The organism is Enterobacter cloacae complex sp. SHL022, from assembly GCF_049237785.1.
Lineage (GTDB): Bacteria > Pseudomonadota > Gammaproteobacteria > Enterobacterales > Enterobacteriaceae > Enterobacter > Enterobacter hormaechei_C.
Map to the genome: position 1 here is coordinate 44,867 of NZ_JBMKJH010000012.1, position 25,417 is coordinate 70,283.

23 protein-coding genes are annotated in these 25,417 nt (G+C 57.9%); 12 read left to right on the forward strand and 11 right to left on the reverse strand.

Annotated elements, in window-relative coordinates; genetic code table 11:
• Positions 1 to 80: 80 nt before the first annotated feature.
• From ACOTZD_RS20410 to cpxP, 4 genes are all read right to left on the reverse strand, one after another.
• On the reverse strand, positions 81 to 1,070 hold the full coding sequence (locus ACOTZD_RS20410; RefSeq protein WP_003862012.1) for a sulfate ABC transporter substrate-binding protein: 990 nt from the start codon (positions 1,068 to 1,070) through the stop codon (positions 81 to 83).
• Between the two features lie 230 nt (positions 1,071 to 1,300).
• The gene (gene pfkA / locus ACOTZD_RS20415; RefSeq protein WP_003862009.1) at positions 1,301 to 2,263 is read right to left on the reverse strand and encodes a 6-phosphofructokinase; all 963 of its coding nucleotides are present in this window, start codon (positions 2,261 to 2,263) and stop codon (positions 1,301 to 1,303) included.
• A 184-nt stretch (positions 2,264 to 2,447) separates the two neighbouring features.
• Positions 2,448 to 3,332 (reverse strand): CDF family cation-efflux transporter FieF, encoded by an 885-nt coding sequence (gene fieF / locus ACOTZD_RS20420; protein ID WP_022652064.1) that lies wholly within the window; start codon positions 3,330 to 3,332, stop codon positions 2,448 to 2,450.
• A gap of 153 nt (positions 3,333 to 3,485) precedes the next feature.
• The gene (gene cpxP, locus ACOTZD_RS20425) at positions 3,486 to 3,992 is read right to left on the reverse strand and encodes a cell-envelope stress modulator CpxP (protein ID WP_003862006.1); all 507 of its coding nucleotides are present in this window, start codon (positions 3,990 to 3,992) and stop codon (positions 3,486 to 3,488) included.
• A gap of 150 nt (positions 3,993 to 4,142) precedes the next feature.
• Between cpxP and cpxR the strand changes: the two genes are divergently transcribed.
• Both cpxR and cpxA read left to right on the forward strand, forming a co-directional pair.
• Complete coding sequence (cpxR, locus tag ACOTZD_RS20430; protein ID WP_003862004.1) at positions 4,143 to 4,841, forward strand: envelope stress response regulator transcription factor CpxR; 699 nt, start codon at positions 4,143 to 4,145, stop codon at positions 4,839 to 4,841.
• Positions 4,838 to 6,211: an envelope stress sensor histidine kinase CpxA gene (gene cpxA / locus ACOTZD_RS20435; protein WP_015569937.1), complete on the forward strand. Its 1,374-nt coding sequence runs from the start codon at positions 4,838 to 4,840 to the stop codon at positions 6,209 to 6,211. Before cpxR ends, cpxA begins: the two co-directional genes overlap by 4 nt.
• Positions 6,212 to 6,263: 52 nt before the next feature.
• On the opposite strand, the gene yiiM is transcribed toward cpxA, so the two are convergent.
• Entirely contained in the window at positions 6,264 to 6,938 is a 675-nt protein-coding gene (yiiM, locus tag ACOTZD_RS20440; protein ID WP_003862001.1) for a 6-hydroxyaminopurine reductase, read from the reverse strand.
• A gap of 66 nt (positions 6,939 to 7,004) precedes the next feature.
• Positions 7,005 to 7,625, reverse strand: a complete 621-nt coding sequence (gene sodA, locus ACOTZD_RS20445) for a superoxide dismutase [Mn] (protein ID WP_003861999.1) — start codon at positions 7,623 to 7,625, stop codon at positions 7,005 to 7,007.
• A gap of 288 nt (positions 7,626 to 7,913) precedes the next feature.
• Between sodA and rhaT the strand changes: the two genes are divergently transcribed.
• Positions 7,914 to 8,948, forward strand: a complete 1,035-nt coding sequence (rhaT, locus tag ACOTZD_RS20450) for an L-rhamnose/proton symporter RhaT (RefSeq protein WP_022652066.1) — start codon at positions 7,914 to 7,916, stop codon at positions 8,946 to 8,948.
• Here rhaT and rhaR read toward each other — a convergent pair whose 3' ends face one another.
• Both rhaR and rhaS (ACOTZD_RS20460) read right to left on the reverse strand, forming a co-directional pair.
• Positions 8,949 to 9,797, reverse strand: a complete 849-nt coding sequence (gene rhaR / locus ACOTZD_RS20455) for an HTH-type transcriptional activator RhaR (RefSeq protein WP_048210855.1) — start codon at positions 9,795 to 9,797, stop codon at positions 8,949 to 8,951.
• A gap of 73 nt (positions 9,798 to 9,870) precedes the next feature.
• On the reverse strand, positions 9,871 to 10,707 hold the full coding sequence (gene rhaS, locus ACOTZD_RS20460) for an HTH-type transcriptional activator RhaS (protein WP_022652068.1): 837 nt from the start codon (positions 10,705 to 10,707) through the stop codon (positions 9,871 to 9,873).
• A gap of 301 nt (positions 10,708 to 11,008) precedes the next feature.
• Between rhaS (ACOTZD_RS20460) and rhaB the strand changes: the two genes are divergently transcribed.
• The 9 genes from rhaB (at position 11,009) to rhaM (ending at position 20,871) form a co-directional block, all read left to right on the forward strand.
• Positions 11,009 to 12,478 (forward strand): rhamnulokinase, encoded by a 1,470-nt coding sequence (gene rhaB, locus ACOTZD_RS20465; protein ID WP_022652069.1) that lies wholly within the window; start codon positions 11,009 to 11,011, stop codon positions 12,476 to 12,478.
• Complete coding sequence (rhaA, locus tag ACOTZD_RS20470) at positions 12,475 to 13,734, forward strand: L-rhamnose isomerase (RefSeq protein WP_174402271.1); 1,260 nt, start codon at positions 12,475 to 12,477, stop codon at positions 13,732 to 13,734. Before rhaB ends, rhaA begins: the two co-directional genes overlap by 4 nt.
• Before the next feature lie 96 nt (positions 13,735 to 13,830).
• Complete coding sequence (gene rhaD, locus ACOTZD_RS20475) at positions 13,831 to 14,661, forward strand: rhamnulose-1-phosphate aldolase (protein ID WP_003861989.1); 831 nt, start codon at positions 13,831 to 13,833, stop codon at positions 14,659 to 14,661.
• An 82-nt stretch (positions 14,662 to 14,743) separates the two neighbouring features.
• A complete protein-coding gene (gene rhaS / locus ACOTZD_RS20480; RefSeq protein ID WP_421636363.1) occupies positions 14,744 to 15,730 on the forward strand; it encodes a rhamnose ABC transporter substrate-binding protein in 987 nt (328 codons plus the stop codon).
• A 75-nt stretch (positions 15,731 to 15,805) separates the two neighbouring features.
• Positions 15,806 to 17,308: a sugar ABC transporter ATP-binding protein gene (locus tag ACOTZD_RS20485; RefSeq protein ID WP_003861985.1), complete on the forward strand. Its 1,503-nt coding sequence runs from the start codon at positions 15,806 to 15,808 to the stop codon at positions 17,306 to 17,308.
• Positions 17,309 to 18,313, forward strand: coding sequence for an ABC transporter permease (locus tag ACOTZD_RS20490; RefSeq protein WP_022652071.1), 1,005 nt, complete (start codon positions 17,309 to 17,311; stop codon positions 18,311 to 18,313).
• Positions 18,310 to 19,314, forward strand: a complete 1,005-nt coding sequence (locus ACOTZD_RS20495) for an ABC transporter permease (protein ID WP_174402272.1) — start codon at positions 18,310 to 18,312, stop codon at positions 19,312 to 19,314. Before ACOTZD_RS20490 ends, ACOTZD_RS20495 begins: the two co-directional genes overlap by 4 nt.
• 97 nt (positions 19,315 to 19,411) lie before the next feature.
• Positions 19,412 to 20,560, forward strand: a complete 1,149-nt coding sequence (gene fucO, locus ACOTZD_RS20500) for a lactaldehyde reductase (RefSeq protein WP_022652073.1) — start codon at positions 19,412 to 19,414, stop codon at positions 20,558 to 20,560.
• Positions 20,557 to 20,871 (forward strand): L-rhamnose mutarotase, encoded by a 315-nt coding sequence (rhaM, locus tag ACOTZD_RS20505; protein WP_022652074.1) that lies wholly within the window; start codon positions 20,557 to 20,559, stop codon positions 20,869 to 20,871. Before fucO ends, rhaM begins: the two co-directional genes overlap by 4 nt.
• Here the strand turns inward: rhaM and ACOTZD_RS20510 are convergent.
• The 3 genes from ACOTZD_RS20510 to ACOTZD_RS20520 form a co-directional block, all read right to left on the reverse strand.
• Positions 20,859 to 22,136 carry an MFS transporter gene (locus ACOTZD_RS20510; protein WP_003861977.1) on the reverse strand — a complete coding sequence of 426 codons (1,278 nt, stop codon included), beginning with the start codon at positions 22,134 to 22,136 and terminating at the stop codon, positions 20,859 to 20,861. The genes rhaM and ACOTZD_RS20510 overlap by 13 nt on opposite strands.
• A gap of 44 nt (positions 22,137 to 22,180) precedes the next feature.
• Positions 22,181 to 24,304 (reverse strand): alpha-galactosidase, encoded by a 2,124-nt coding sequence (locus ACOTZD_RS20515; protein WP_023323893.1) that lies wholly within the window; start codon positions 24,302 to 24,304, stop codon positions 22,181 to 22,183.
• Between the two features lie 105 nt (positions 24,305 to 24,409).
• Positions 24,410 to 25,405, reverse strand: coding sequence for a LacI family DNA-binding transcriptional regulator (locus tag ACOTZD_RS20520; protein WP_003861974.1), 996 nt, complete (start codon positions 25,403 to 25,405; stop codon positions 24,410 to 24,412).
• Positions 25,406 to 25,417 lie beyond the last annotated feature (12 nt).

Sequence of the window (25,417 nt, forward strand, 5' to 3'; positions counted from 1 at the left end):
GAGTAACGCAAAATGATGACCAAATAAAAAACCCGGCGGATTTCTCACACCGGGTTACCGTGTCGTTCTTTGTAAAACGCTTAGCGCTTGCTGATCTGGTCGAAGGTGCCGCCGTTAGAGAAGTGCTCTTTCTGCGCTTTGGTCCAGCCGCCAAAAACATCATCGATAGTAAACAGCTTCAGTTTCGGGAAGGCGTTTTCGTATTTCTTCGCGACGGCCTCATCGCGTGGGCGGTAGAAGTTTTTCGCCGCAATTTCCTGCCCTTCCGGTGAGTAGAGGTACTTCAGGTAGGCTTCCGCCACCGCTTTGGTGCCCTTCTTATCAACAACCTTATCGACGACGGAGACGGTCGGCTCAGCGAGGATGGATTCGCTCGGGGTGACGATCTCGAACTTGTCTTTACCCAGCTCGTTGGTCGCCAGCAGGGCTTCGTTTTCCCAGGCGATCAGCACGTCGCCGATGCCGCGCTCGACGAAGGTGTTGGTTGCGCCGCGCGCGCCGGAGTCCAGCACTTCGACGTTTTTAAACAGTGCTTTGACGAAGTCCTGTGCTTTGGCCTGATCGCCGTTGTTGTGGTGCAGCGCGTAGCCCCAGGCCGCCAGGTAGTTCCAGCGTGCGCCGCCGGAACTTTTCGGGTTCGGGGTAATGACAGACACGCCAGGCTTAATCAGGTCGTTCCAGTCTTTAATCTGTTTCGGGTTGCCTTTGCGCACCAGGAAGACGATGGTCGAGGTGTATGGCGCAGAGTTGTCCGGCAGGCGCTTGATCCAGTTTTTGTCGATACGGCCACGCTCCGCGATCGCATCCACGTCATAAGCCAGCGCCAGGGTCACCACGTCGGCTTCGATACCGTTGATCACCGATGTCGCCTGCTTACCGGAACCGCCGTGAGACTGGCGAACCACCACGTTATCGCCGGTTTCCTGTTTCCAGTGCGCCGCGAAAGCTTTGTTGTACTGGTCGTACAGTTCACGCGTCGGATCGTACGACACATTCAGTAACTGAATGTCCTTTGCCAGAACGCTGGTTGATGCCAGCAATAATGTTAACCCCACGCCCCATTTATTCATCGCCCAGCTCTCTTGTGTAGTGTTTTGATGAATGCAGCGTGCCAGAAAGCTAATCGATGATTAAAGAATAAAAAAAGATTGGCTATAACGTGAAGGAATAAAAAAATGAATGAGCGGCCTGATGCCCTCACCCCAACCCTCTCCCACGGGAGAGGGAGCAACCATAAAAAACGGTAACCCAAGGGTTACCGTTTTGCATTTACCTTGCCGCCACCGGGCAACAGAGCCAATCAGTACAGTTTTTTCGCGCAGTCCAGCCAGTCACCTTTGAACGGACGCTTCATGTTTTCAATGGCGTCGATGATGTCATGGTGAACCAGTTTCTCGTTCTGGATACCGACGCAGCGGCCGCCGTGGCCCTGTAGCAGCAGCTCGATCGCGTACGCGCCCATGCGGGACGCCAGGATACGGTCGTACGGGCCTGGGGAACCGCCACGCTGAATGTGACCCAGAACGGTCGCGCGGGTTTCGCGTTTGGTTTCGGTTTCGATGTACTTCGCCAGCTCGTCAACGTCACAGATGTGCTCGGTGATGGCAACGATCGCATGTTTTTTGCCTTTCGCGATACCAGCTTTGATTTCAGCGACCAGATCTTCACGGCTGAATTCCACTTCCGGCACCACCACGAACTCACAGCCACCGGCAATTGCCGCCGCCAGAGTCAGGTCACCGCAGTAACGGCCCATCACTTCAACAATGGAAATACGCTGGTGAGAGGAAGAGGTGTCACGCAGGCGGTCAATCGCTTCCACAACGGTACCCAGCGCGGTGAAGTAACCGATGGTGTAGTCGGTGCCTTTAATGTCGTTGTCGATGGTGCCAGGCAGGCCGATGCACGGGAAGCCCATTTCAGTCAGACGTTTTGCACCCATGTAGGAGCCGTCGCCGCCGATAACCACCAGCGCATCCAGACCCCGTTTTTTCATGTTTTCGATAGCCACTTCACGGATGTGTTCGTCACGGAATTCCGGGAAGCGTGCAGAACCGAGGAAAGTACCGCCACGGTTGATCATGTCAGACACGCTGTAGCGGTCGAGCTGAACCATGCGGTCTTCATACAGACCCAGGTAACCGTCATAGATACCAAAAACTTCCAGACCTTCCGTCAGCGCTGCACGGACAACCCCACGGATTGCCGCGTTCATGCCCGGCGCATCACCGCCGCTTGTCAACACACCGATTTTCTTAATCATGACTACCTCTGAACTTAGGAATGCAAAATTGAAATCTGCTGCCGGAAGAAACTGTTCAACCGTCGAATACTGCAAATAGTATATCAATCCCTTCCAGCTGAATTGATTCAGGTCAGGCCATATGGTGGTAATTTATCCACAAAATGCTGCTCTGGCTCACTTTTTTACAACGAATTACGAAAGCTCAAAACGCCCTGGGTACGACAGAGCATGGGTCCTGGTGAATAATGACGTCTGACCCAGGGAAACGCTGCAAAATCGCCTGCTCCACCTGTTCAGCGACCATATGCGCCTGAACCAGTGGCAGGTTGTCTTCCATTTCCAAATGAATCTGAATAAAGCGGGTCGGCCCTGACTGCCGCGTACGAAGATCGTGAGCACCACTGACGCCGGGCCAGTTGGTCACGATGGCATAAATTTCATCACGTTCTGCATCCGGAAGCGCACGGTCAAGAAGCGACTGTACCGCGTCATACCCCATCCGCAAGGCGCTGTATAAAATATAGATCCCTATCCCTAACGCAAACAACGCATCGGCCCGATGCCAGCCATACCAGGCCAGACCAAGCGCAATAAGAATAGCCCCATTCATCATAACATCAGACTGATAATGAAGCATATCGGCCCGTACAGCCTGGCTTTGTGTTTTGCGTACAACCCAGCGCTGGAACGTTACAAGAACAAGTGTGCTTATAAGTGCAACTACCGTTACGACCACGCCAACGCCCGGATCGTTCATTGGTGACGGCGAAACAAGATGCTGAATGCCTGTCAAAAACAGGAAAAGCGCAGAGCCCGAAATAAACATGCTTTGTGCCAGCGCGGCCAGCGATTCCGCTTTGCCGTGGCCAAACGTATGCTCTTCATCCGCCGGTTGCAGCGAGTAGCGCACCACCAGCAGGTTGGTCAGCGAGGCGGCAATATCCACCAGTGAGTCCACCAGCGCCGCCAGAATACTGACCGATCCGGTGTACCACCACGCGAAAATTTTAATGATCAGTAAACACGACGCCATCACCGTCGCGGCTATTGCGGCTCGGCTTACCAGCCGCCCATAGGATTGATTCATAAACACTCCTGTCATGCCATGGCGCTAGTATAACGGATGGTGGTGGAGTGAAAGGATGAATAAAGCGTTAACAAACCGGAACGATGGGCAAAAAAAACCCCCACATCATGTGGGGGAAGACAGGGATGGTGTCTATGGCAAGGAAAACAGGGTTTACTGGTTACTACGGGTACTGCTATTGCTACTGAAAAGCGTCATATCTGAGCTTCGCTGCATCCGTGCAACCTCACGCAACTGGTTCATACGTTGCTGATGTTTGGTATTCAAAACCGCTTGCTGCTCGGGCGTTAGCAGGTGGAACATCTGGTTGCGAACCTTCGCCATCTCTACCTGGCGGGCAACCTGTTCCTGCGCCATTTTTTCGGCCTGAGCGCGTACAGCGCTTTCGTCAAAATTTTCTGCGGTGACAAGGCGATGCATTGTCTCCATTTCGCTAACATTAACAGGGGGCTGGTCGTGTCTTGCCCTCTGCATCAGATCTCTCATCTGTTGACGCTGATGTTCGGTTAAACTTATGCCGTCAAACATATGGCTTTGGCTGCTGTGCTGCGTTGCGCCCTCTGCTGAGGAACCGTTATCGCTGATGATAGCTACAGCAGCCTGGCTAAACGCACTGAAGGCCAGCGTTGAGGCCATGACGGCAGCGGTAACTTTGCGCATCACTTGCTCCCAAAATCTTTCGTGTCGCGATTCAACGAGAGACAGTCTACGATTCAGGCTGCAAACATGCGTCAGGGGGTGTAAAACAACGTAAAGTCATGGATTAGATAGCCTTGATGTCGTAATTTCTGCCTCGGAGGTATTTAAACAATGAATAAAATCCTGTTAGTTGATGATGACCGAGAGCTCACATCTCTTTTAAAGGAGTTGCTCGACATGGAAGGTTTCAACGTCCTGGTTGCCCATGATGGCGAGCAGGCGCTGAGTCTCCTTGACGACAGCATCGATTTACTTTTGCTCGACGTCATGATGCCGAAGAAAAACGGTATTGATACGTTGAAAGAGCTTCGCCAGACACACCAGACCCCCGTCATTATGCTGACCGCACGCGGCAGCGAGCTTGACCGCGTACTCGGCCTTGAGCTGGGTGCGGATGACTATTTACCTAAGCCGTTCAACGACCGTGAACTGGTGGCCCGTATTCGCGCGATCCTGCGCCGCTCTCACTGGAGCGAGCAGCAGCAGAATACCGACAACAGCTCACCTACGCTGGAAGTGGACTCCCTGAGCCTGAACCCGGGCCGCCAGGAAGCGAGCTTCGACGGTGAAACGCTGGAGCTAACCGGCACCGAGTTCACCCTGCTGTATCTGCTGGCGCAGCATCTCGGCCAGGTGGTGTCGCGTGAACACTTAAGCCAGGAAGTGCTGGGCAAACGCCTCACCCCGTTTGACCGCGCCATCGACATGCATATCTCGAACCTGCGCCGTAAGCTGCCGGAGCGTAAAGACGGTCATCCCTGGTTCAAAACCCTGCGTGGTCGTGGTTATCTGATGGTTTCCGCTTCATGATAGGCAGCTTAACCGCCCGCATCTTCGCCATCTTCTGGCTGACGCTGGCACTGGTTTTAATGCTCGTTTTGATGTTGCCAAAACTCGACTCACGCCAGATGACGGAGCTACTCGACAGCGAGCAACGTCAGGGCGTGATGATCGAGCAGCACGTGGAAGCGGAGCTGGCAAACGATCCGCCGAACGATTTAATGTGGTGGCGCAGGCTGTTTCGCGCTATCGACAAGTGGGCACCCCCCGGACAACGTCTTTTACTGGTCACCAGCGAAGGTCGCGTGATTGGAGCCGATCGCAATGAAATGCAGATTATCCGCAACTTTATTGGCCAGGCGGATAACGCCGATCACCCACAGAAAAAGAAATATGGTCGGGTAGAGATGGTTGGTCCTTTCTCGGTTCGGGACGGGGAAGACAATTATCAGCTCTACCTGATTCGCCCTGCGAGCAGTTCCCAGTCCGACTTCATCAACCTGCTGTTTGACCGTCCGCTTTTGCTGTTGATTGTCACGATGCTGGTCAGTTCCCCGCTGCTGTTATGGCTGGCGTGGAGCCTGGCGAAACCGGCGCGTAAGCTGAAAAATGCGGCGGACGAAGTGGCGCAGGGCAACCTGAGGCAGCATCCGGAGCTGGAATCCGGGCCGCAGGAGTTCCTGGCCGCCGGGACCAGTTTTAACCAGATGGTGAGCGCGCTCGATCGCATGATGACGGCCCAGCAGCGCCTGCTGTCGGATATCTCGCACGAACTGCGTACCCCGCTCACGCGCTTACAGCTGGGTACCGCCCTGCTGCGCCGCCGCAGCGGTGAGAGCAAAGAGCTGGAGCGTATTGAGACGGAAGCGCATCGCCTGGACAGCATGATAAACGATCTGCTGGTGATGTCGCGCAATCAGCAGAAAAACGCGCTGGTGAGCGAAACGGTGAAAGCCAATCACCTCTGGCATGAGGTGCTGGACAACGCGGCGTTCGAAGCGGAGCAGATGGGCAAATCGTTCACCGTCAACTTCCCGCCGGGCCCGTGGCCGCTCTACGGTAACCCCAACACGCTGGAAAGCGCGCTGGAGAATATCGTGCGTAACGCCCTGCGCTACTCGCACACGAAGATTGAGGTGGCGTTCTCGGTGGATAAAGACGGGATAACCGTCATTGTCGACGACGACGGTCCTGGCGTCAGCCCGGAAGATCGCGAGCAGATTTTCCGTCCGTTCTACCGTACCGACGAGGCACGCGACCGTGAATCTGGCGGTACGGGACTGGGTCTGGCGATTGTTGAAACCGCCATGCAACAGCACCGTGGCTGGGTGAAAGCCGATGACAGCCCGCTGGGCGGGCTCAGGTTAACGCTGTGGCTGCCGCTGTATAAGCGTTCGTAACCGTATGTGCCGGGTGGCGGCTTCGCCTTACCCGGCCTACTTTCTGCGGGAACTATTTCCCCCATAATCTCCGCGAACTGCTCTCGATCTTGCCGCTTATCCGCCGCTTCTGCATCGTTCTGGTCCAGCTGGTGGATAATCCCGCCGCTGACAGCAGACGGTGATACTGATCGTCATCAAACGGCATATGCCAGGCAATTGCGCAGGCCTCGTACACCGACACCTCACTCAAACGCGAAGCCAGCTCAAGCGGCGCATCCGCCGAAACCTGTCCCGCCTGCACAACGCGATACAGCCAGCCGGTTTTACCCGCGTTTTGCAACTGGGCCGACATATCCTGAATGCCGAAATGGTAATTAAGCTTAAAGCACGGTGAGCGCGGCTGGGTGACCTGAATCAAAGCATCGCCCCAGCGGTAAATATCGCCGATAAAGACGTTCTTCTCCGTCAGCCCCTCCGTTGAGAGATTTTCGCCAAACGCGGGGGCGACGAAGAGGTCAGCCTGTTCAGGAAATTCGGTTTTCCAGTGCTGATAGTGCTCGCGCGGATAGTGGCACAGCGCGCGATCGGGCCCGCCGTGGATTTTCTTTTCAGCCTGCTGGTCACCCGCAAGCCCGAGATCGGTCAACGTCAGCTCACCGTCGACCTGCACTTTGGCGATGGCACTCGGGCGGCTGCCTTCGTACTCCCTTACCTTGCCTGTAAACACATTCACCGGGTAATGCATCTCCACTCCTTCAGATACAAAAAAAGCGAGTCATCAGACTCGCTTCTCACAGGCGTCAATGCAACCTTATTTTTTAGCGGCGAAACGCGCTGCTGCTTCGTCCCAGTTCACCACGTCCCAGAAGGCTTTGATGTAGTCAGGGCGACGGTTCTGGAACTTCAGGTAGTAAGCGTGTTCCCACACGTCCAGACCCAGAATTGGGAAGCCGGATGCGCCAGAGATAGCTTCACCCATAAGCGGGGAATCCTGGTTAGCGGTAGAAACGACCGCCAGTTTGTCACCTTTCAGAACCAGCCACGCCCAGCCAGAGCCGAAACGGGTTGCAGCGGCTTTTTCGAATTCCGCTTTGAAGTTGTCAACGGAACCGAAGTCACGCTCGATAGCCGCTTTCAGGTCGCCCTGAAGGGTGGTGCCGGTTTTCAGGCCTTTCCAGAACAGGCTGTGGTTAGCGTGACCGCCCGCGTTGTTGCGCAGCACGGTTTTCTTGTCTGCTGGCAGCTGGTCCAGTTTGGTGATCAGCTCTTCAACAGGCAGATTAGCGAACTCTGGCAGGCTTTCCAGCGCAGCATTCGCGTTGTTCACGTAGGTCTGGTGGTGTTTAGTGTGATGGATTTCCATCGTCTGCTTGTCGAAATGCGGTTCCAGTGCGTCGTAGGCATACGGCAGGGATGGCAGTGTATAACTCATAATCCTCTCCATTATTGTCGGGCGGCACAGCTGTTAATGCCGCGTAAGCAGTTGGTTCATTATAGTTAATTAAATGATATTGAAAATGATTATCAATGCCGTAGTTTTTATAAGGTTATTCGGTTTTTGATAAATGACAAAATTGTGAGTCTGCTCACGTGTTTAACGTGCTGATTGCCATCCTGAACAAAAGTGCGGCAACCTTCTGAAGGTTCCCAAACCGCCTCATTTTTACACTCATCAAGTCGGCGGGAAGCCTCCGGCTATAAAAACGATGAGGATGTAAAAATGAATCATGCGATTACGATGGGTATCTTCTGGCATTTGATAGGCGCGGCCAGTGCAGCCTGTTTCTATGCCCCGTTTAAAAAGGTGAAAGGCTGGTCATGGGAAACCATGTGGTCCGTTGGCGGTACCGTGTCCTGGCTGATTTTGCCCTGGACAATCAGCGCCATGCTGCTGCCCGATTTCTGGGGCTACTTCTCCTCCTTCAACGCCTCCACCCTGCTGCCGGTATTCCTGTTCGGCGCGATGTGGGGCATCGGTAATATCAACTACGGCCTCACCATGCGCTACCTCGGCATGTCGATGGGGATTGGCATCGCGATTGGCATAACGTTGATTGTTGGCACCCTGATGACGCCAATCCTCAACGGCAACTTCGATGTGCTGATCAACACCCAGGGAGGGCGAATGACCCTGCTGGGCGTGCTGGTGGCGGTGATCGGCGTGGGCATCGTCACCCGCGCGGGCCAGCTGAAAGAACGCAAGATGGGCATCAAAGCCGAAGAGTTCAACCTGAAGAAAGGGCTGCTGCTGGCGGTGATGTGCGGCGTCTTCTCGGCGGGCATGTCGTTCGCCATGAATGCCGCCAAACCGATGCACGACGCCGCTGCGGCGCTGGGCGTCGATCCGCTGTACGTTGCCCTGCCAAGCTACGTGGTGATCATGGGCGGCGGCGCGCTGGTAAACCTCGGCTTCTGCTTTATTCGTCTGGCAAAAGTGAACAACCTGTCGGTAAAAGCCGACTTCTCGCTGGCAAAACCGCTGATCGTCACCAACGTCCTGCTCTCCGCCCTTGGCGGCCTGATGTGGTATCTGCAATTCTTCTTCTACGCCTGGGGTCACGCCAGTATTCCGGCGCAGTATGACTACATGAGCTGGATGCTGCACATGAGCTTCTACGTGCTGTGTGGCGGGCTGGTTGGGCTGGTGCTGAAAGAGTGGAACAACGCCGGGCGTCGTCCGGTTGGCGTGCTGAGCCTGGGCTGCGTGGTGATTATCATTGCGGCCAATATCGTCGGCCTCGGCATGGCGAACTGATTACGCTGCCTTTCGACTGCGATGACGCCACTGAACCGGCGTCATCCCCACCTCACGGTTAAACACCACCGAGAAGTAGTTACTGTCCTCAAAGCCGCAGCGCATCGCCACTTCACTCACCATCAGCTCCGTATGCTGTAACAGGTACTGGGCGTGGCAGATGCGCAGCTGGCGCAGATAGTGGTTTACCGTCATCCCCGTCTGGGTGCGGAACTGCTGGCGCAGCGCGCGCTCGCTGCACTGCTCCTGCTCGCAGAATTTTTCCAGCACGAAACTCTTGTTCAGACTGCCCGCAAGCCGGGTGATGAGCTTATCCAGCAACGCTTCCTGCATGGTGGCAGAGGGATTATCCGTAGCGTAACGATGGCGCTTCAGGGTCATCACCAGCTGGGCGAAAAGCAGCTCCGACATCTGGTTTGCCACCGGATCGCTCTTCTGGCTCTCCTGCTCCAGCTGGGAAATCGTCTGGCGCACCTGAGCCATGCCGTTGCTGCTTAAGCGCCAGTGCGGTTCGCCTCTGGCATTATGAAAACCGGGGATATTGCCCGCCCAGTCGACATTCAGTTTAAGTCTGTCGGGGCAATAGATGACGTTCTGCAACACCAGATCGTTAACCGAGGCGTAGGAGTGTTTGTCTTCAGCGCGGATGTAGAACAGGTCTCCGCGCGTGATGCGGTAGGGACGGTCGTTGAGGACGTGCAGGCCATTGCCCCGCCACACCAGCACCAGCTCGCAAAACTCGTGGGTGTGCTCGGCGAAGACGTTTTGCGGGTAGCGGTCGGCCACCGCGACGGCCTGACTCGCGGAGGCAAAAAAATCATCTTTGCGAAGAATGAGCTGAGCAGCCACACCACAACCTCTACGGCGAATAACCGGACATTATTAGCCTTTTTGCAGCAAAAAAACGGTGACTGCCCTCGCGTTACTGAAGCAACGCGTCTTTCCCCTGACGAATATCGCGCGGCGACCAGCTAAACTCCCGGCGAAACAGCGTCGAAAAGTGGTTACTGTCGCCGAAACCGCAGCGATAGGCGATATCGGTGACGCTTTCGTCGGTATGACGTAAAAGGTGACGCGCTTTGATCAGGCGCAGACGGTTAAGGTAACGCTGCGGCGTCAGGCCGGTATGCTGCTTGAGCTGACGATGCAGCGTGCGCAGCGAGAGCGAAAAGTCATCCGCCAGCGTTTCCCAGCAGACATCTTCGGCGAAATGATCTTCCAGCCATGCCATCAGCTGATTCAGGCGCGCGTCGTTATTTTCCAGCCCTTCCACCAGGCTGCTGCGCCGCAGCAGCACCAGCAGCTGCATAAACAGCAGCTCGCGGGTAGCAATGGCGTGCGTCTCCTGTCCATCCTCGCTCTGCTCCATCTGGCTCACCAGCTGACGCACCTGCTGCAACGTGGACTGATTCACCCGCCAGTGCGACGGATAATGGCCGTCCTTCTCCTGCGGCAACAGCTGATTCAGCCCGGAAAGAAACTGGAACGCATCCGGAGAACGATAGAGCACATTGGTCAGGCACAGGTTGTCGGTATGTTCATACAGGTGCCTGTCGTGATCGCGCACGAAGCACACCGTACCGCCGCTGATGGTATACGGCTGACCGTTAAACACGTGGATGCCCGTTCCGTGCTCAACAATCACAATTTCATGAAAATCATGATGATGCTCCGGGAACGCAGCCTGAGGCAGCCGTGGCTCAATCGCGACCGGCGAAGCCCCCGTAGGAAAAAAATCGACGCTGTGCAGTACGGTCATAACGGCCCCCACCAATGAGAAAAGTTCTCAAAATAGTAATTAAGGCCTTTCACGCTCACCTTAAATTTTTGACAGCAAACCGCGCAAAAGCTGTCGGTTTTTCAAGAAACAGGCGGAAAGATCGGGAAATGCGGTCAGCGTCACACTGCCTGCAAACCCCGCCATTACTGGAAACTGTGAACTCCCTCACGTTCATCTTTGCTTTCTTGCCAGCGCGAGATTTGGGCTGTCAGTGGCGAGAAGGTGGCTATTTCTTCCCTTTCTTACACTCCTCGCTAATGACTTAAGAAAGGACCCGACCATGACTTTTCGCCATTGTGTGGCTGTCGATTTAGGCGCATCCAGCGGCCGTGTAATGCTCGCCACCTGGGACTGCGACCTGCACACCCTTACGCTTCGCGAAATGCACCGTTTCGCCAATTGTCTGCAAAAACAGGACGGTTTTGTTACCTGGGATATCGACGCCCTGGAAGCAGAGATCCGCACCGGACTTCACAACGTCTGCGAAGACGGTATTCGCATCGACAGTATCGGCATTGATACCTGGGGTGTGGATTACGTACTGCTGGACCGTCACGGCGAACGCGTCGGCCTGCCCGTCTCCTACCGCGACAGCCGCACCGATGGGCTAATGGCGCACGCCATCGCCCAGCTTGGCAAGGAGAACATCTATGGTCGCAGCGGCATTCAGTTTCTGCCGTTTAACACGCTGTATCAGCTGCGCGCGCTGGTTGAGCAACAGCCAGAGCTGGTCGAAAAGGTGGCGCATGCGCTGCTGATCCCGGACTACTTAAGCTACCGTCTGACCGGCAACATGAACTGGGAATACACCAACGCCACCACCACGCAGTTGGTCAACATCAACACCGATAACTGGGATGAACATCTGCTGGCCTGGACGGGCGCCTCGCCGTCCTGGTTTGGCGCGCCAACCCATCCGGGCAATGTGATCGGCCACTGGCTTTGCCCGCAGGGGAATAAAATCCCCGTTGTCGCCGTCGCCAGCCACGACACCGCGAGCGCGGTCATTGCCTCGCCGCTCGCCGGCAAAGATGCGGCCTACCTCTCATCCGGCACCTGGTCGCTGATGGGCTTTGAGAGCAAAACGCCCTACACCAGCGATGCCGCGCTGGCCGCGAACATCACCAACGAAGGCGGTGCCGAAGGGCGCTACCGGGTGCTGAAGAACATCATGGGCCTGTGGCTGCTCCAGCGGGTGCTGAAAGAGCAGAACATCACCGACCTGCCCGAGCTTATCGCCGAAACCGAAACGCTGAAGGCCTGTACCTTCCTGATTAACCCGAACGATGACCGCTTTATCAACCCGGCGCACATGAGCGCCGAAATCCAGGCCGCCTGTTTTGAAGCGGGGCAGCCGGTACCTTCCCGCCCCGCCGAGCTGGCACGCTGCATTTTTGACAGTCTCGCCCTGCTGTATGCCGACATCCTGAGCGAGCTGGCTGACCTTCGCGGAAAACCGTTCACACAACTGCATATCGTGGGCGGCGGCTGCCAGAACCAGCTGCTGAACCAGCTCTGCGCGGATGCATGCGGCATTACCGTGGTGGCAGGTCCGATTGAAGCCTCCACGCTCGGCAATATCGGCATTCAGCTGATGACCCTGGACGAACTGTCCAACGTCGACGATTTCCGTTCGGTGGTGACGGCGAATAACAGCCTGACCACCTTCACTCCCCATCCCTGCCATGAAATTGCCCGCTACCGGGCGCAGTTTCAGCAAAAACGACTGACTAAGGAGCTTTGCGCATGACCACTCAACTTGAACAAGCCTGGGACCTGGCTAAACAGCGTTTCGCCGCCGTCGGCGTGGATGTCGAAGAGGCGCTGCGCCAGCTCGATCGTCTGCCCGTCTCCATGCACTGCTGGCAGGGTGATGATGTCGCCGGTTTCGAGAACCCGGGCGGTTCCCTGACGGGGGGTATTCAGGCCACGGGTAACTATCCTGGCAAAGCGCGCAACGCCACCGAACTGCGTGCGGATCTGGAGCTGGCGCTGAGCCTGATCCCCGGGCCAAAGCGCCTGAACCTGCACGCCATTTATCTCGAATCCGATGAGCCGGTCGCGCGTAACGAAATCAAACCGGAACACTTTACGAACTGGGTGGCGTGGGCGAAAGCCAACCGGCTGGGTCTGGATTTTAACCCGTCCTGCTTCTCGCACCCGCTGAGCGCGGACGGGTTTACCCTTGCGCATGCCAACGATGAAATCCGCCAGTTCTGGATCGACCATGTCAAAGCCAGCCGCCGCGTCTCGGCTTATTTTGGCAAGCAGCTTGGCACGCCATCGGTAATGAATATCTGGATCCCGGACGGCATGAAGGACATCACCGTAGACCGACTGGCCCCGCGTCAGCGCCTGCTGGCCGCGCTGGATGAAGCCATCAGCGAGAAGCTGGACCCGGCGCACCACATCGACGCCGTCGAGAGCAAGCTGTTCGGCATTGGCGCAGAGAGCTACACCGTGGGCTCAAACGAGTTCTACATGGGTTATGCCACCAGCCGCCAGACCGCGCTGTGCCTGGATGCCGGCCACTTCCACCCAACGGAAGTCATCTCCGACAAGATCTCCGCCGCCATGCTCTACGTGCCGCGCCTGCTGCTGCACGTCAGCCGCCCGGTGCGCTGGGACAGCGACCACGTGGTGCTGCTGGATGACGAAACCCAGGCCATTGCCAGCGAAATCATCCGCCACAACCTCTTTGACCGCGTACATATCGGCCTCGACTTCTTCGACGCCTCCATCAACCGCATCGCGGCGTGGGTTATCGGCACCCGTAACATGAAGAAAGCCCTGCTGCGCGCGCTGCTGGAGCCTGTCGCCGCCCTGAAACAGCTGGAAGAAAACGGCGACTACACCGCGCGCCTGGCGCTGCTGGAAGAGCAGAAATCCCTGCCGTGGCAGGCGGTGTGGGAGATGTACTGCCAGCGTCACGATGCACCTGCGGGCAGCCAGTGGCTGGATAACGTGCGGGCGTATGAGAAAGAGGTTCTTGCCGCTCGTCAGTAAAAAACATCGCCCGGCGGCGCGTTGCTTGCCGGGCCTACAGATAAGACCAGGCCGGGTAAGCGTAACGCCACCCGGCATTTTCAAAGGAACTACAGTATGCAGACCATCACCACCTCCTGGTTCGTCCAGGGCATGATCAAAGCCACCTCCGACGCCTGGCTGAAGGGCTGGGATGAGCGCAACGGCGGCAACCTGACGCTACGCCTGGACGACGCGGATATCGAGCCATTTGCCTCCGATTTCCACCAGAAGCCGCGCTATATCGCCCTGAGCCAGCCGATGCCGCTGCTCGCCAACACGCCGTTTATCGTCACCGGTTCCGGGAAGTTTTTCCGCAACGTACAGCTGGACCCGGAAGCCAACCTCGGCGTGGTGAAGGTGGACAGCGACGGCGCGGGTTACCACATTCTCTGGGGACTGACGGACGACGCGGTACCCACATCCGAACTGCCGGCGCACTTCCTCTCCCACTGCGAGCGCATTAAGGCGACCAATGGCAAGGACCGCGTAATCATGCACTGCCACGCCACCAACCTGATCGCCCTGACCTACGTGCTGGAAAATAATTCTGATTTCTTCACCCGCAAACTGTGGGAAGGCAGCACCGAGTGTCTGGTGGTGTTCCCGGACGGCGTCGGCATTCTGCCGTGGATGGTGCCGGGTACCGACGAAATCGGCCAGGCGACCGCGACGGACATGCAGAAGCACTCACTGGTGCTGTGGCCGTTCCACGGCGTCTTCGGCAGCGGCCCGACACTGGATGAAACCTTCGGCCTGATCGACACCGCCGAGAAATCCGCGGAGGTGCTGGTGAAGGTCTATTCCATGGGCGGCATGAAGCAGACCATCACCCGGGAAGAGCTGATTGCCCTGGGCAAACGCTTTGGCGTCACCCCGATGCAGTCGGCGTTAGATCTGTACCAATAACAACATCGCGCCCCGCTCACCGAGACGGGGCGAAAACCACCTGCAATCCCTACAACTAACTCAAGTCAGTGGAGTAAAAGCAATGAAAATAAAAGCAAGCTTGATCCTCACCGTTGCCGCTCTGGCGTTGTCCGGTTCCGCTTTAGCAGAAGTGAAAATCGCCCTGGTGGCGAAGTCCTTAGGGAATGGATTCTTCGAGGCAGCGAACGTCGGCGCGCAGGAGGCGGCCAAAGAGTTAGGCGATGTAAAAGTGATTTATACCGGCCCGACCACCACCACGGCGGAAGCGCAGATCGAGGTGCTGAACGGGCTGATCGCCCAGGGCGTGGATGCGATCGCAATTTCCGCGAACGATCCGGACGCCGTCGTGCCGGTGCTGAAAAAAGCGATGCAGCGCGGCATTAAGGTTGTGTCGTGGGATTCCGGGGTGGCGAAAGCCGGGCGTCAGATCCATCTCAACCCGTCCAATAACGCCCTGATTGGCGAAACCAACGTCAAGCTCGCCGCCGATGCCCTGAAAGCGCTGAACGTGGAGAAGGGCGAAGTAGCGGTGCTGAGCGCCACGCCAACCTCCACCAACCAGAACACCTGGATTGCGGAGATGAAAAAGGTGCTGCCGAAGTACCCGTCCGTCAATCTGGTGACCGTGGCCTACGGAGACGATCTCTCTGACAAAAGCTACCGCGAAGCGGTCGGCCTGCTGAAAACCTACCCGGAGCTGAAAGTCATCGTCTCGCCGTCGTCCGTGGGCATTGTGGCTGCCGCGCAGGCGGTGAAGGACCAGGGCAAGATTGGCAAAGTGTACGTCACCGGTTTAGGCCTGCCGTCTGAGATGGCGGGCGCGGTGAAATCCGGCGCGAGCAAGAGCTTTGCCATCTGGAACCCGATTGACCTGGGCTATGCCGCGACTTACTTAGCGGACGATCTGGTGAAAGACACGGCCACGAAAGGTGAGGCCAGCATGGGCAAACTGGGCAAAGTGAAGCTGGATGCGGACGGCAACGGCGCGATGGCCGAGCCGTTCGTCTACGATGCCAGCAATATTGATAAGTTCTCGAAAATCTTTTGATCCTTTCCCCCCTCACCCTAGCCCTCTCCCAAAGGGAGGGGGTCGGGGTGAGGGTGAACCAAACGGAGAACTATCATGACCCCATTGCTACAGCTTTCTGGCATCACCAAGGTGTTCCCCGGCGTACGTGCTCTTGAGAACGTGCAGCTTGCGCTGTGGCCCGGCAAAGTGACGGCGCTTATCGGCGAAAACGGCGCGGGCAAGTCGACGCTGGTCAAAGTGATGACCGGCATATACCAGCCCGACGAGGGCGAAATTCTCTACAAGGCGATCCCCGTTCACCTTCCAACGCCGGAGTCGGCGCATAAAATGGGTATCACCGCCATACACCAGGAAACCGTCCTGTTTGATGAACTCTCGGTCACCGAAAATATCTTTGTTGGTCAGTACCTTCACAAAGGCTTCCTGAAAAAGCTCGACTGGCCGGAAATGCACCGCCGGGCGCAGGCTATTCTCGCCCGCCTTGAGGTGCAAATCGACCCGCGCGCAACGCTGAAAACCCTAAGCATCGCCCAGCGTCACATGGTGGCGATTGCCCGCGCGCTGTCGTTTGAGGCGCAGGTGGTGATCCTCGACGAACCCACGGCGGCGTTGTCGCAGCATGAAATCCTCGAGTTTTACCAGATTGTGGAGCGCTTAAAGCAGGAGGGAAAAGCCATCCTGTTTATCTCCCACAAGTTCGACGAGATTTTTGAGCTGGCCGATCACTACACCATTTTGCGCGACGGCGTGTTCGTCGGTGCAGGGGCAATAAATGAGATCACCGAGGAGCGGATGGTGTCGATGATGGTCGGGCGCGCCATTACCCAAACCTTCCCGAAAATCGACTGCGAAAAAGGCGAGACGGTGCTGGAGGTGCAAAACCTCTGCCATCCGACCGAGTTTGCGCATATCTCGTTCTCCCTGCGTAAAGGGGAAATCCTCGGCTTTTACGGGCTGGTGGGTGCCGGGCGTACCGAATTGATGCAGGCGCTTTCCGGCGTCACGCGGCCATCGTCCGGGGAAATTATCCTCAACGGACAGCCCCGGCGCTTCCGCCAGCCTGCGGATGCGATCAAAGCCGGTATTGTCTGCGTGCCGGAAGAAAGGCAGAAACAGGGGGCGATTATCGCCCTGCCGATTGCCCAGAACATCAGCCTGCCTCAGCTTAGCACGCTCAATCCGAACGGCGTGCTGCATGACGACCGTGAATGGAAACTGGCGAACGAGTACGCCAAACGCCTGCAAGTGAAAGCCTTCAGCTGGAAGCAGGCGGTGGAGACCCTCTCTGGCGGCAACCAGCAAAAGGTGGTGATCGGCAAATGGCTGGCGACGCACCCTGACGTGATCATCCTCGATGAGCCAACAAAAGGCATCGATATCGGCTCAAAGGCAGCCGTTCATCAGTTTATGTCCGAGCTGGTCAGTCAGGGGCTGGCGGTGATTATGGTCTCGTCCGAACTACCGGAAGTGATGGGCATGGCGGATCGCATTATCGTCATGCACGAGGGGCTGATGGTGGCCGAATACCAGGCGGGAGACGCGACGGCGGAAACCATCGTCAGCGCCGCCAGCGGTGCAAAACAGGAGGCGGCATAAATGCTTAGCTCACTCTTAAAACACCGCGAAGCCCTGCTGGGCGCGGTGATTATCCTGATGATCGTCGCCATTGGCAGCCGCGTGCCATCGTTTATCGCGCCGGGCAACCTGGTGGAGATGTTTAACGACACCGCCATTCTGATCGTCCTCGCGCTCGGGCAGATGATGGTGCTGCTCACTAAAGGCATCGACCTGTCGATGGCGGCCAATCTGGCCCTGACCGGGATGATTGTCGCCCTGATTAACTTCCATTACCCGGACGTGCCCGTCTGGGCGCTGCTGATCCTCGCCAGCGCGCTTGGGCTGCTGATGGGCGCGATAAACGGCCTGCTTGTGTGGAAGCTGGGCATTCCGGCGATTGTGGTAACACTCGGCACCATGAGCATCTACCGCGGAATGATCTTTTTGCTCTCCGGCGGCGGCTGGGTGAACTCCAACCAGATGGGTGCAGACTTCCTCGGCCTGCCGCGTGCGTCAGTGCTGGGCCTGCCGGTGCTGAGCTGGTGCGCCATCGCCGTACTGCTGCTGGTGGGCTACTTCCTGCGCTACAGCCGCACCGGACGGGCGCTCTACACCGCAGGCGGTAACGCCACGGCAGCGTACTACACCGGGATCAACGCCGGGAAAATGCAGTTCATCAGCTTCTGCCTTTCCGGTCTGCTGGCCGGGTTCTGCGGCTACCTGTGGATATCGCGCTTTGCCGTTGCGTATGTTGACGTCGCTAACGGTTTTGAATTGCAGGTGGTGGCAGCCTGCGTGATTGGCGGGATCAGCACCATGGGCGGCACCGGCCGCGTGCTCGGCTGTCTGTTCGGGGCGCTGTTCCTTGGCGTCATCAACAACGCCCTGCCGGTGATCGGCGTCTCCCCGTTCTGGCAGATGGCGATTTCCGGCTCGGTCATTGTCATCGCTGTGCTGCTGAACGAGCGCGGCAACAAGCGCAAAGGCAGGCTGATCCTGCGCGACGCGGCGCTGGCACGTCAGAAACTGGCGGTGAAACCATGAGTAAAATGATGACATCTGAAGAGTTCAAACCCACTTCTGCGCCGGGCATCTTCCAGCGTCTGCTGTGCTGGGAGGGCTTCCTGCTGGCGGTGACGCTGGCGGTGTTTGTGGTGAACGCGCTCGCCTCGCCCTACTTCCTCAATATCTGGAACCTCTCCGACGCGACGTTCAACTTCACGGAAAAAGCGATCATTGTGTTGCCGATGGCGATGCTGATTATCGCCCGGGAAATTGACCTGTCGGTGGCCTCCACCATCGCGCTCAGCTCGACGGTGATGGGCTTTTGCGCGGCGGCGGGCATCGATACGCCACTGCTGGTGTGCGTGGGATTAGGCGTCGGGCTACTGTGCGGGTTGTTCAACGGCATTCTGGTGACGCGCTTTAACCTGTCGTCCATCGTCATCACCATCGGCACCATGAGCCTGTACCGCGGGATCACCTACATCCTGCTCGGGGACCAGGCGCTGAACAGCTACCCGGAGAGCTTTGCCTGGTTCGGCCAGGGCTACGTCTGGGGCGCGTTGTCGTTTGAGTTCGCGCTGTTTATCGTCCTGGCCGCTCTGTTTGCCTTTGTGCTGCACCGTACCAACTTTGGCCGCCGCACCTACGCCATCGGCAACAACCCGACCGGCGCGTGGTACTCCGGCATCAACGTGAAGCGCCACAACCTGATCCTCTTCGCGCTGGTGGGGCTGATGTCCGGCCTGGCGTCGGTGCTGCTCACCTCGCGTCTGGGCAGCACCCGTCCGACCATCGCGATGGGCTGGGAGCTGGCGGTGGTGACGATGGCGGTGCTCGGCGGCGTCAATATTCTCGGTGGGTCCGGCAGCATGGTGGGCGTGATTATCGCCGCCTTCCTGATGGGGCTGGTGACCTTCGGCCTGAGCCTGCTCAACGTGCCCGGCATTGTGATGTCGGTGATTATCGGCGCGATGCTGATCGTGGTGATTTCGCTGCCGATTATTACCCGCCGGATTATGCAGCGAAGACGGATCTCATAGCCGGGTGGCACTGCGTTTACCCGGCCTGCTTAACCGTAGGCCCGCGCAAGCGCAGCGCCGCCGGGCATAAAATTCACAGTAATTAAGGAGAATTATCATGAGCTTTATGTTGGCACTCCCCAAAATCAGCCTGCACGGCGCGGGCGCGATCGGCGATATGGTCAATCTGGTGGCAAACAAACAGTGGGGAAAAGCGCTGATTGTCACCGACGGTCAGCTGGTGAAGCTGGGCCTGCTCGACAGCCTGTTTACCGCGCTCGACGCCCATCAGATGTCGTATCACCTGTTCGATGAGGTATTCCCGAATCCGACGGAAGCGCTGGTGCAAAAAGGCTATGCGGCATATCAGGATGCGGAGTGTGATTACCTGATTGCCTTTGGCGGCGGCAGCCCGATTGATACCGCCAAGGCAATCAAAATCCTCACCGCCAACCCCGGTCCGTCAACCGATTACTCTGGCGTCGGCAAGGTGAAAAACGCGGGCGTGCCGCTGGTGGCGATCAACACCACCGCAGGCACGGCGGCGGAGATGACCAGCAACGCGGTGATCATCGACTCCGCGCGGCAGGTGAAAGAGGTGATCATCGACCCGAACATCATCCCGGATATCGCCGTGGACGATGCCAGCGTGATGCTCGATATTCCCGCCTCCGTGACCGCCGCAACCGGCATGGATGCGTTGACTCATGCGATTGAAGCCTACGTGTCCGTCGGCGCGCACCCGCTGACCGATGCCAACGCGCTGGAGGCGATTCGCCTGATCAACCTCTGGCTGCCGAAAGCGGTCGACGACGGTCACAACCTGGAAGCGCGCGAGCAGATGGCCTTTGGTCAGTATCTGGCGGGCATGGCGTTTAACAGCGCCGGTCTGGGGCTGGTGCATGCCCTGGCGCACCAGCCGGGCGCGACGCACAACCTGCCGCACGGCGTGTGCAACGCCATTCTGCTGCCGATCATCGAAAACTTTAACCGCCCGAACGCGGTTGCCCGATTTGCCCGCGTGGCGCAGGCGATGGGCGTTGACACGCGCGGCATGAGCGATGAAGCGGCCAGCATGTCAGCCATTCAGGCGATTCGCGACCTGAGCGCCCGGGTCGGCATTCCGTCCGGATTTAGCCAGCTCGGCGTGACCAAAGCCGATATTGAAGGCTGGCTGGATAAAGCTCTCGCAGACCCGTGCGCGCCGTGTAACCCGCGCACCGCCAGCCGCGATGAGGTCCGCGAGCTGTACCTGGAGGCTTTATGATCCGCAAAGCGTTTGTGATGCAGGTAAACCCGGACGCGCACGAGGAGTACGCGCGTCGCCACAACCCGATCTGGCCTGAGCTGGAGGCGGTACTGAAAGCCCACGGTGCGCACCACTACGCCATTTACCTCGACAAAGCCCGCAACCTGCTGTTTGCAACCGTGGAGATTGAATCGGAGGAGCGCTGGAACGCGGTAGCGAATACCGACGTCTGCCAGCGCTGGTGGAAACATATGGCTGACGTTATGCCGTCTAACCCTGACAACAGCCCGGTGAGTGCGGCGCTGAACGAGGTGTTTTACCTGGACTGATGTGTTAACGCTGCTGCCCCAGCGGTAGCAGCAATCTCCCGCCTGCCACTCAGCGTAAACGCCGACACCACCGTGATCGCCAGCACGAAACAGCCCAGTATCAGATACGTCTCCTGGAAGCCGACCCGGTCATACATATTCCCGGCAAAGGCGGAGAGAAAAATCGCCGCCGACTGTTTGGCAAACTGGAAGCCAATCAGGTAGATGGTGGCCGACAGGCGCGTATCAAACACCCCGGTGATGTACTTGAATGCCCCCACCAGCAGGAACGGGACTTCCAGCGCGTGCAGCATCTTCAGGGCAATCACCTCCACGGCGGTGGTGGCAAACGACGATCCGATAATGCGCGTCGCCATGATCACCCCGGCAATCAGCAGCGTGTTTTTCGCACCGATGCGGTTAATGATCCACGGCGAGCAGAACATGATGATCGCGTTACAGATTTCCCCCGCTGTGGTGGCGAAACCAAAGGCGCGGGTCCCCTCCTGCGGCGTGGCGAAGAAGGTTTTGAAGAAGGTAGCAAACTGCTGGTCGAAGACGTCATATACGCAGGCCACGCCAATCACGTACAGGATGAACATCCACATTCTGCGCTGGCGGAACAGGTTGAACACGGTTTTAGCAGTGATCTGCCGCTGGTTCGCGCCCAGGGCGTTCATGACCTGCGCCGTCTGGTTGGGCTTCGGTTTCGCGACCACCAGCAGCAGCATTAGCAACAGCGCCGCCGCCGATCCCATCCAGAAAACATACGACGGATCGATGCCGAACAGGATGCCGCCCGTTGAGGCGCACAGCCCCCAGCCGAGACAGCCGAACATGCGCGCCTTGCCGTACTCAAAAAAGCTGTTGCGGCTCACGCGTTCAATGTAGGCCTCAATCGCCCCCGAACCCGCTGAGAAGACAAAGCCGATATACAACCCACCGCTCAGCGCTCCCAGCCAGATATTGGTTTTCAGCAGCGGGGCGAAGACGTACAGGAAGAACGGCGCGAACAGGAACAGCAGCACCGAAATGATCCAAAGCAAATGTTTTTTCAGCCCCAGCTTGTCCGAAATGACCCCCAGCACCGGCTGGAAGGCAATGGCCGACAGCGAGATGCAGGAGAAAACAATCCCCGTATGGGTTTTGTTCAGGCCGATGATGTCCGACAGCCAGATCGGCAGGAACGGAAAACAGGTGGCCATGATGAAGAAGTAGAGAAAGAAGAACAGCCCGAAGATCCAGAAGTTAGGGTTGTCTTTGTGGGTACAGGTTGTTGTGTTCATTATTTTTATCCTCAACGGAGGGCCGGTTGCCCGGCCCGTCACCCTTACACGCGTTCCACACCAATCAGAATGGTGGTTTCCGGATCCAGAATCGGCAGCGCAATACCCGCCTGCATCAGCCATTCACCGCTTACCGTTTGCGGCGCGTCCATCCACGCCGGCAGCTTGCGCATGGTGTGCCCGCCCTCGCCCGTAATCTGAATGTTCGGGTGATCGAGCAGCGTGATGCGGTACTGCGCGCTGGCGTCTAACCCCGGCATACGCAGCGGCATCATCAGGGTGTAATCCGGCATCGCGAGCTGGCTGACCAAAAACAGCCCCTGCGTCTTGTCTTCGCTCACTATACCCTGCGCCAGGGTGGTGGCGTCCGGCATATCCACGCGCCACTGGGTGCCGTGATGAATGACCTCGCGCCACCGCTTATACAGCGCGGCGTAATGTCGATAGCCTTCACGCTCCTGCGCGTCGACGGTGAGCGGATCCAGCTCCAGCCCCATGTGACCAAACAGCGCCGTCAGCCCGCGGAACTGAATGCTGTGCTGGCGGAAGGTAGCGTGACACTTATGATGACCGATATGCGCCCCCATCACCTCCGGCGGGAAGAAGTAGCTCATGCCGCGCTGGATAGTGTTGCGCTCCAGCGCGTCGTTATTGTCGGACGCCCAGAAGCGGTGGCAGCGGGTCAGCACTTCATAATCGATTCGCCCGCCGCCGGAGGAGCAGGATTCAAACTCAATGTGCGGGAAACGCTCGCCCAGCACGTCCAGCAGGCGATAAAACTGGCGCGTCTGGGCATCGGCGGCGGCTTTGCCCTTGTGCCCTGGCTGCACCAGCTCGCGGTTCATGTCCCATTTCACGTAGTCGACCGCGTGTTCGCCCAGCAGCCAACTCATGCGCTCGACCAGATAATCAAAGGCCTGCGGAATATTAAGATTGAGCACCAGCTGATGTCGCCCGGTCGCCTGGGCGTAGCCCGGCAGCGCCAGCACCCAGTCAGGGTGCGCGCGGTACAGATCGGAATCCGGGTTAATCATCTCCGGCTCAACCCAGATACCAAACTCCATGCCGAGCTGTTTAACGTGATCGATTACCGGCTTAAGGCCGTTCGGGTATTTTTTCTCGTCCAGATACCAGTCGCCCAGCGCGGCGTGGTCGTCGTTGCGGCCTTTGAACCAGCCGTCGTCAATGATAAAGCGCTCCACGCCCAGCGCTGCGGCCTCGTCGGCCATGCGCATGATGTAGTCCGGATCGTGGTCGAAGTAGATCCCCTCCCAGGTGTTGAGATGCACCGGGCGCGGTTTATCTTCCGGGAAGCGGATAACGTTATCGCGCAGGTAGCGGTGGAACTGCTGGCTCATGCCGTTCAGCCCGTGCGGGGAGTGGCTGGCATACAGGCGCGGCGTCCAGAGCGTTTCCCCCTCTTCAATCGCCATTTCACCCGGCAGGTAGAGCGCTTCGGCCTGCATATAGCGGCGGCCATCGGTTTTCGCCTCTGCGCGCAGGCGGTGGTTGCCGCTCCAGCCCAGATGCACACCCCAGACGTGGCCGTGCATTTCACTGAATGACGGCGTACCTGAAATCAGTGCCGGGAAATGTTCGTGGGAGGTTTTACCCCGGCGGTTTTCAATCACGAAGCTGTCGTGCTCAAGCGTAACGCGGTGCGGCTGAAACTCCCTGATCCATCGTCCGTGGAAGGCCATCACCTCCTGCGCGCGTTCGGCCACCGGCAGCGTCACGGCAAAGCGATCCACCTGCCACGCCAGCGTTTTCAGGTTGGTTAACCCATGGCGCACCACCAGTACGCCGCTGGCATCCAGCGTTATTTCACTGGTCAGGCGCAAGCCTGCATGCTCGTCTTCAGCAGTGATTGTCAGGGCGTTTAACGCCTGCTGCACCTGCGTGGTTTTAAATACCGGCGATCCGTCCAGCCCCTGGCGATGCCCCTCGATGCCCGGCGAGCCAAACAGCCCATGCCCCAGCTCTGCCATCAGCGTGACGGGGGAGTCGACGTCCAGCCTGCCGTTAGCAACCGGGCGCGCAATACTCAGGACATCCTGCGGCGAGAAGTGCTGAAGGTGCGGCCCCCAGTAGAGAATTTCGGCGAACGGGTGAGTTTTTAGCACCACGTCAACCGTATTGCTTTCAAGTCGAAAAATGGCATCTTGCATCGGACATCTCCTGTCATCGGGATGTCCTGAGTTTTGATCCGAAACGTTTCGGATACAAACCAAAACGTTTCGGATCTGTGATCGGGTTTGGAATTTTTCGTGTGATTAGGCCGTCTGGCCTGGGGAGAATTCTGGCTGCCAGAGCACCTGAAGAGTGTCAATGTCGTCGCCGTTAATCAACTGGCGCACCATATCGGCAATCTGTTTCCCGACGCCCTGACGGGTAGACTGGATCACCGCCGCGACGTCGATATCGACAATGCTGTCCTGCGGTAAGCCGTCATAGACCACCAGCGAGACGGCATTTTCACCAGTTAAGCGTCCCATCTGCGCCAGGGCCATCGCTGCGCCGTCGCCGTGGGTGTTGCAGTCGGTAATGATGGCCGTGGGCGGCTGCGGCAGGGAGAGAAGTTCTTGCGTGGTGGCATAACCCACGCGGCGCGAAGGGGGCATGGCGCGCAGCCATTCGCTGGAAAGTCCGGCTTCCCGCAGCGCGTCCAGGTAGCCCTGGCGGCGCTGGGTGATGAATGCCTGGTTGTTGCTTTCGCCCAGCAGCGCAATGCGCTGATGGCCTTTCTCGATCAGCCAGCGGGTGGCCTGATACGTACCGGCATAGTTGTCGAAATCGAACCACGCGTACGGCTGCGGGAGCTGGCTGCGGCCGAGCGCCAGGAACGGAAACCCGGCGGCCTGAAGCTGCTCAAGACGCGGATCGTGATCCAGCGTATGCGCCACTATCAGCGCATCCACGCGTCGGCTCTGCACCATGCGCATATAGCTGTGTTTGTCCGCCAGATCGTCGTCAGCGATGAGCAGCAGGTCAATCTCATGTCGCGCCAGTTCGTGGCTAATTTCGCCGACCATGTCCATAAAAACGCTGTTATTGAGCGGAACAGGATGCACCGGAAATACCAGCCCGACGGCGTCGATTTTGCCCATCTTCAGGCGACGGGCAAAGGTATTTGGTCGGTAGCCACGGCGCTGGGCCTCCGCTTCCACGCGGGCGCGCGTCTCAGCAGAAACGTCGTCATATCCGTTGAGGGCGCGGCTGACGGTGGTAACAGACAGCCCCAGTTCTTTGGCAATGGCTTTAAGCGACATGATTTTCCGTAT

Excerpts from the sequence above, each read along its gene's own strand:
- ACOTZD_RS20485 (WP_003861985.1), top strand. The coding sequence starts at position 15,806 with ATGACCCCATTGCTACAGCTTTCTGGCATCACCAAGGTGTTCCCCGGC.
- ACOTZD_RS20410 (WP_003862012.1), bottom strand. The coding sequence starts at position 1,070 with ATGAATAAATGGGGCGTGGGGTTAACATTATTGCTGGCATCAACCAGC.
- cpxP (WP_003862006.1), bottom strand. The coding sequence starts at position 3,992 with ATGCGCAAAGTTACCGCTGCCGTCATGGCCTCAACGCTGGCCTTCAGT.
- yiiM (WP_003862001.1), bottom strand. The coding sequence starts at position 6,938 with ATGCATTACCCGGTGAATGTGTTTACAGGCAAGGTAAGGGAGTACGAA.
- ACOTZD_RS20515 (WP_023323893.1), bottom strand. The coding sequence starts at position 24,304 with ATGCAAGATGCCATTTTTCGACTTGAAAGCAATACGGTTGACGTGGTG.
- ACOTZD_RS20490 (WP_022652071.1), top strand. The coding sequence starts at position 17,309 with ATGCTTAGCTCACTCTTAAAACACCGCGAAGCCCTGCTGGGCGCGGTG.
- cpxR (WP_003862004.1), top strand. The coding sequence starts at position 4,143 with ATGAATAAAATCCTGTTAGTTGATGATGACCGAGAGCTCACATCTCTT.
- cpxA (WP_015569937.1), top strand. The coding sequence starts at position 4,838 with ATGATAGGCAGCTTAACCGCCCGCATCTTCGCCATCTTCTGGCTGACG.
- rhaS (WP_022652068.1), bottom strand. The coding sequence starts at position 10,707 with ATGACCGTACTGCACAGCGTCGATTTTTTTCCTACGGGGGCTTCGCCG.
- ACOTZD_RS20495 (WP_174402272.1), top strand. The coding sequence starts at position 18,310 with ATGAGTAAAATGATGACATCTGAAGAGTTCAAACCCACTTCTGCGCCG.
- fieF (WP_022652064.1), bottom strand. The coding sequence starts at position 3,332 with ATGAATCAATCCTATGGGCGGCTGGTAAGCCGAGCCGCAATAGCCGCG.
- pfkA (WP_003862009.1), bottom strand. The coding sequence starts at position 2,263 with ATGATTAAGAAAATCGGTGTGTTGACAAGCGGCGGTGATGCGCCGGGC.
- rhaS (WP_421636363.1), top strand. The coding sequence starts at position 14,744 with ATGAAAATAAAAGCAAGCTTGATCCTCACCGTTGCCGCTCTGGCGTTG.
- rhaM (WP_022652074.1), top strand. The coding sequence starts at position 20,557 with ATGATCCGCAAAGCGTTTGTGATGCAGGTAAACCCGGACGCGCACGAG.
- rhaB (WP_022652069.1), top strand. The coding sequence starts at position 11,009 with ATGACTTTTCGCCATTGTGTGGCTGTCGATTTAGGCGCATCCAGCGGC.
- rhaA (WP_174402271.1), top strand. The coding sequence starts at position 12,475 with ATGACCACTCAACTTGAACAAGCCTGGGACCTGGCTAAACAGCGTTTC.
- rhaT (WP_022652066.1), top strand. The coding sequence starts at position 7,914 with ATGAATCATGCGATTACGATGGGTATCTTCTGGCATTTGATAGGCGCG.
- ACOTZD_RS20520 (WP_003861974.1), bottom strand. The coding sequence starts at position 25,405 with ATGTCGCTTAAAGCCATTGCCAAAGAACTGGGGCTGTCTGTTACCACC.
- sodA (WP_003861999.1), bottom strand. The coding sequence starts at position 7,625 with ATGAGTTATACACTGCCATCCCTGCCGTATGCCTACGACGCACTGGAA.
- fucO (WP_022652073.1), top strand. The coding sequence starts at position 19,412 with ATGAGCTTTATGTTGGCACTCCCCAAAATCAGCCTGCACGGCGCGGGC.
- rhaD (WP_003861989.1), top strand. The coding sequence starts at position 13,831 with ATGCAGACCATCACCACCTCCTGGTTCGTCCAGGGCATGATCAAAGCC.
- ACOTZD_RS20510 (WP_003861977.1), bottom strand. The coding sequence starts at position 22,136 with ATGAACACAACAACCTGTACCCACAAAGACAACCCTAACTTCTGGATC.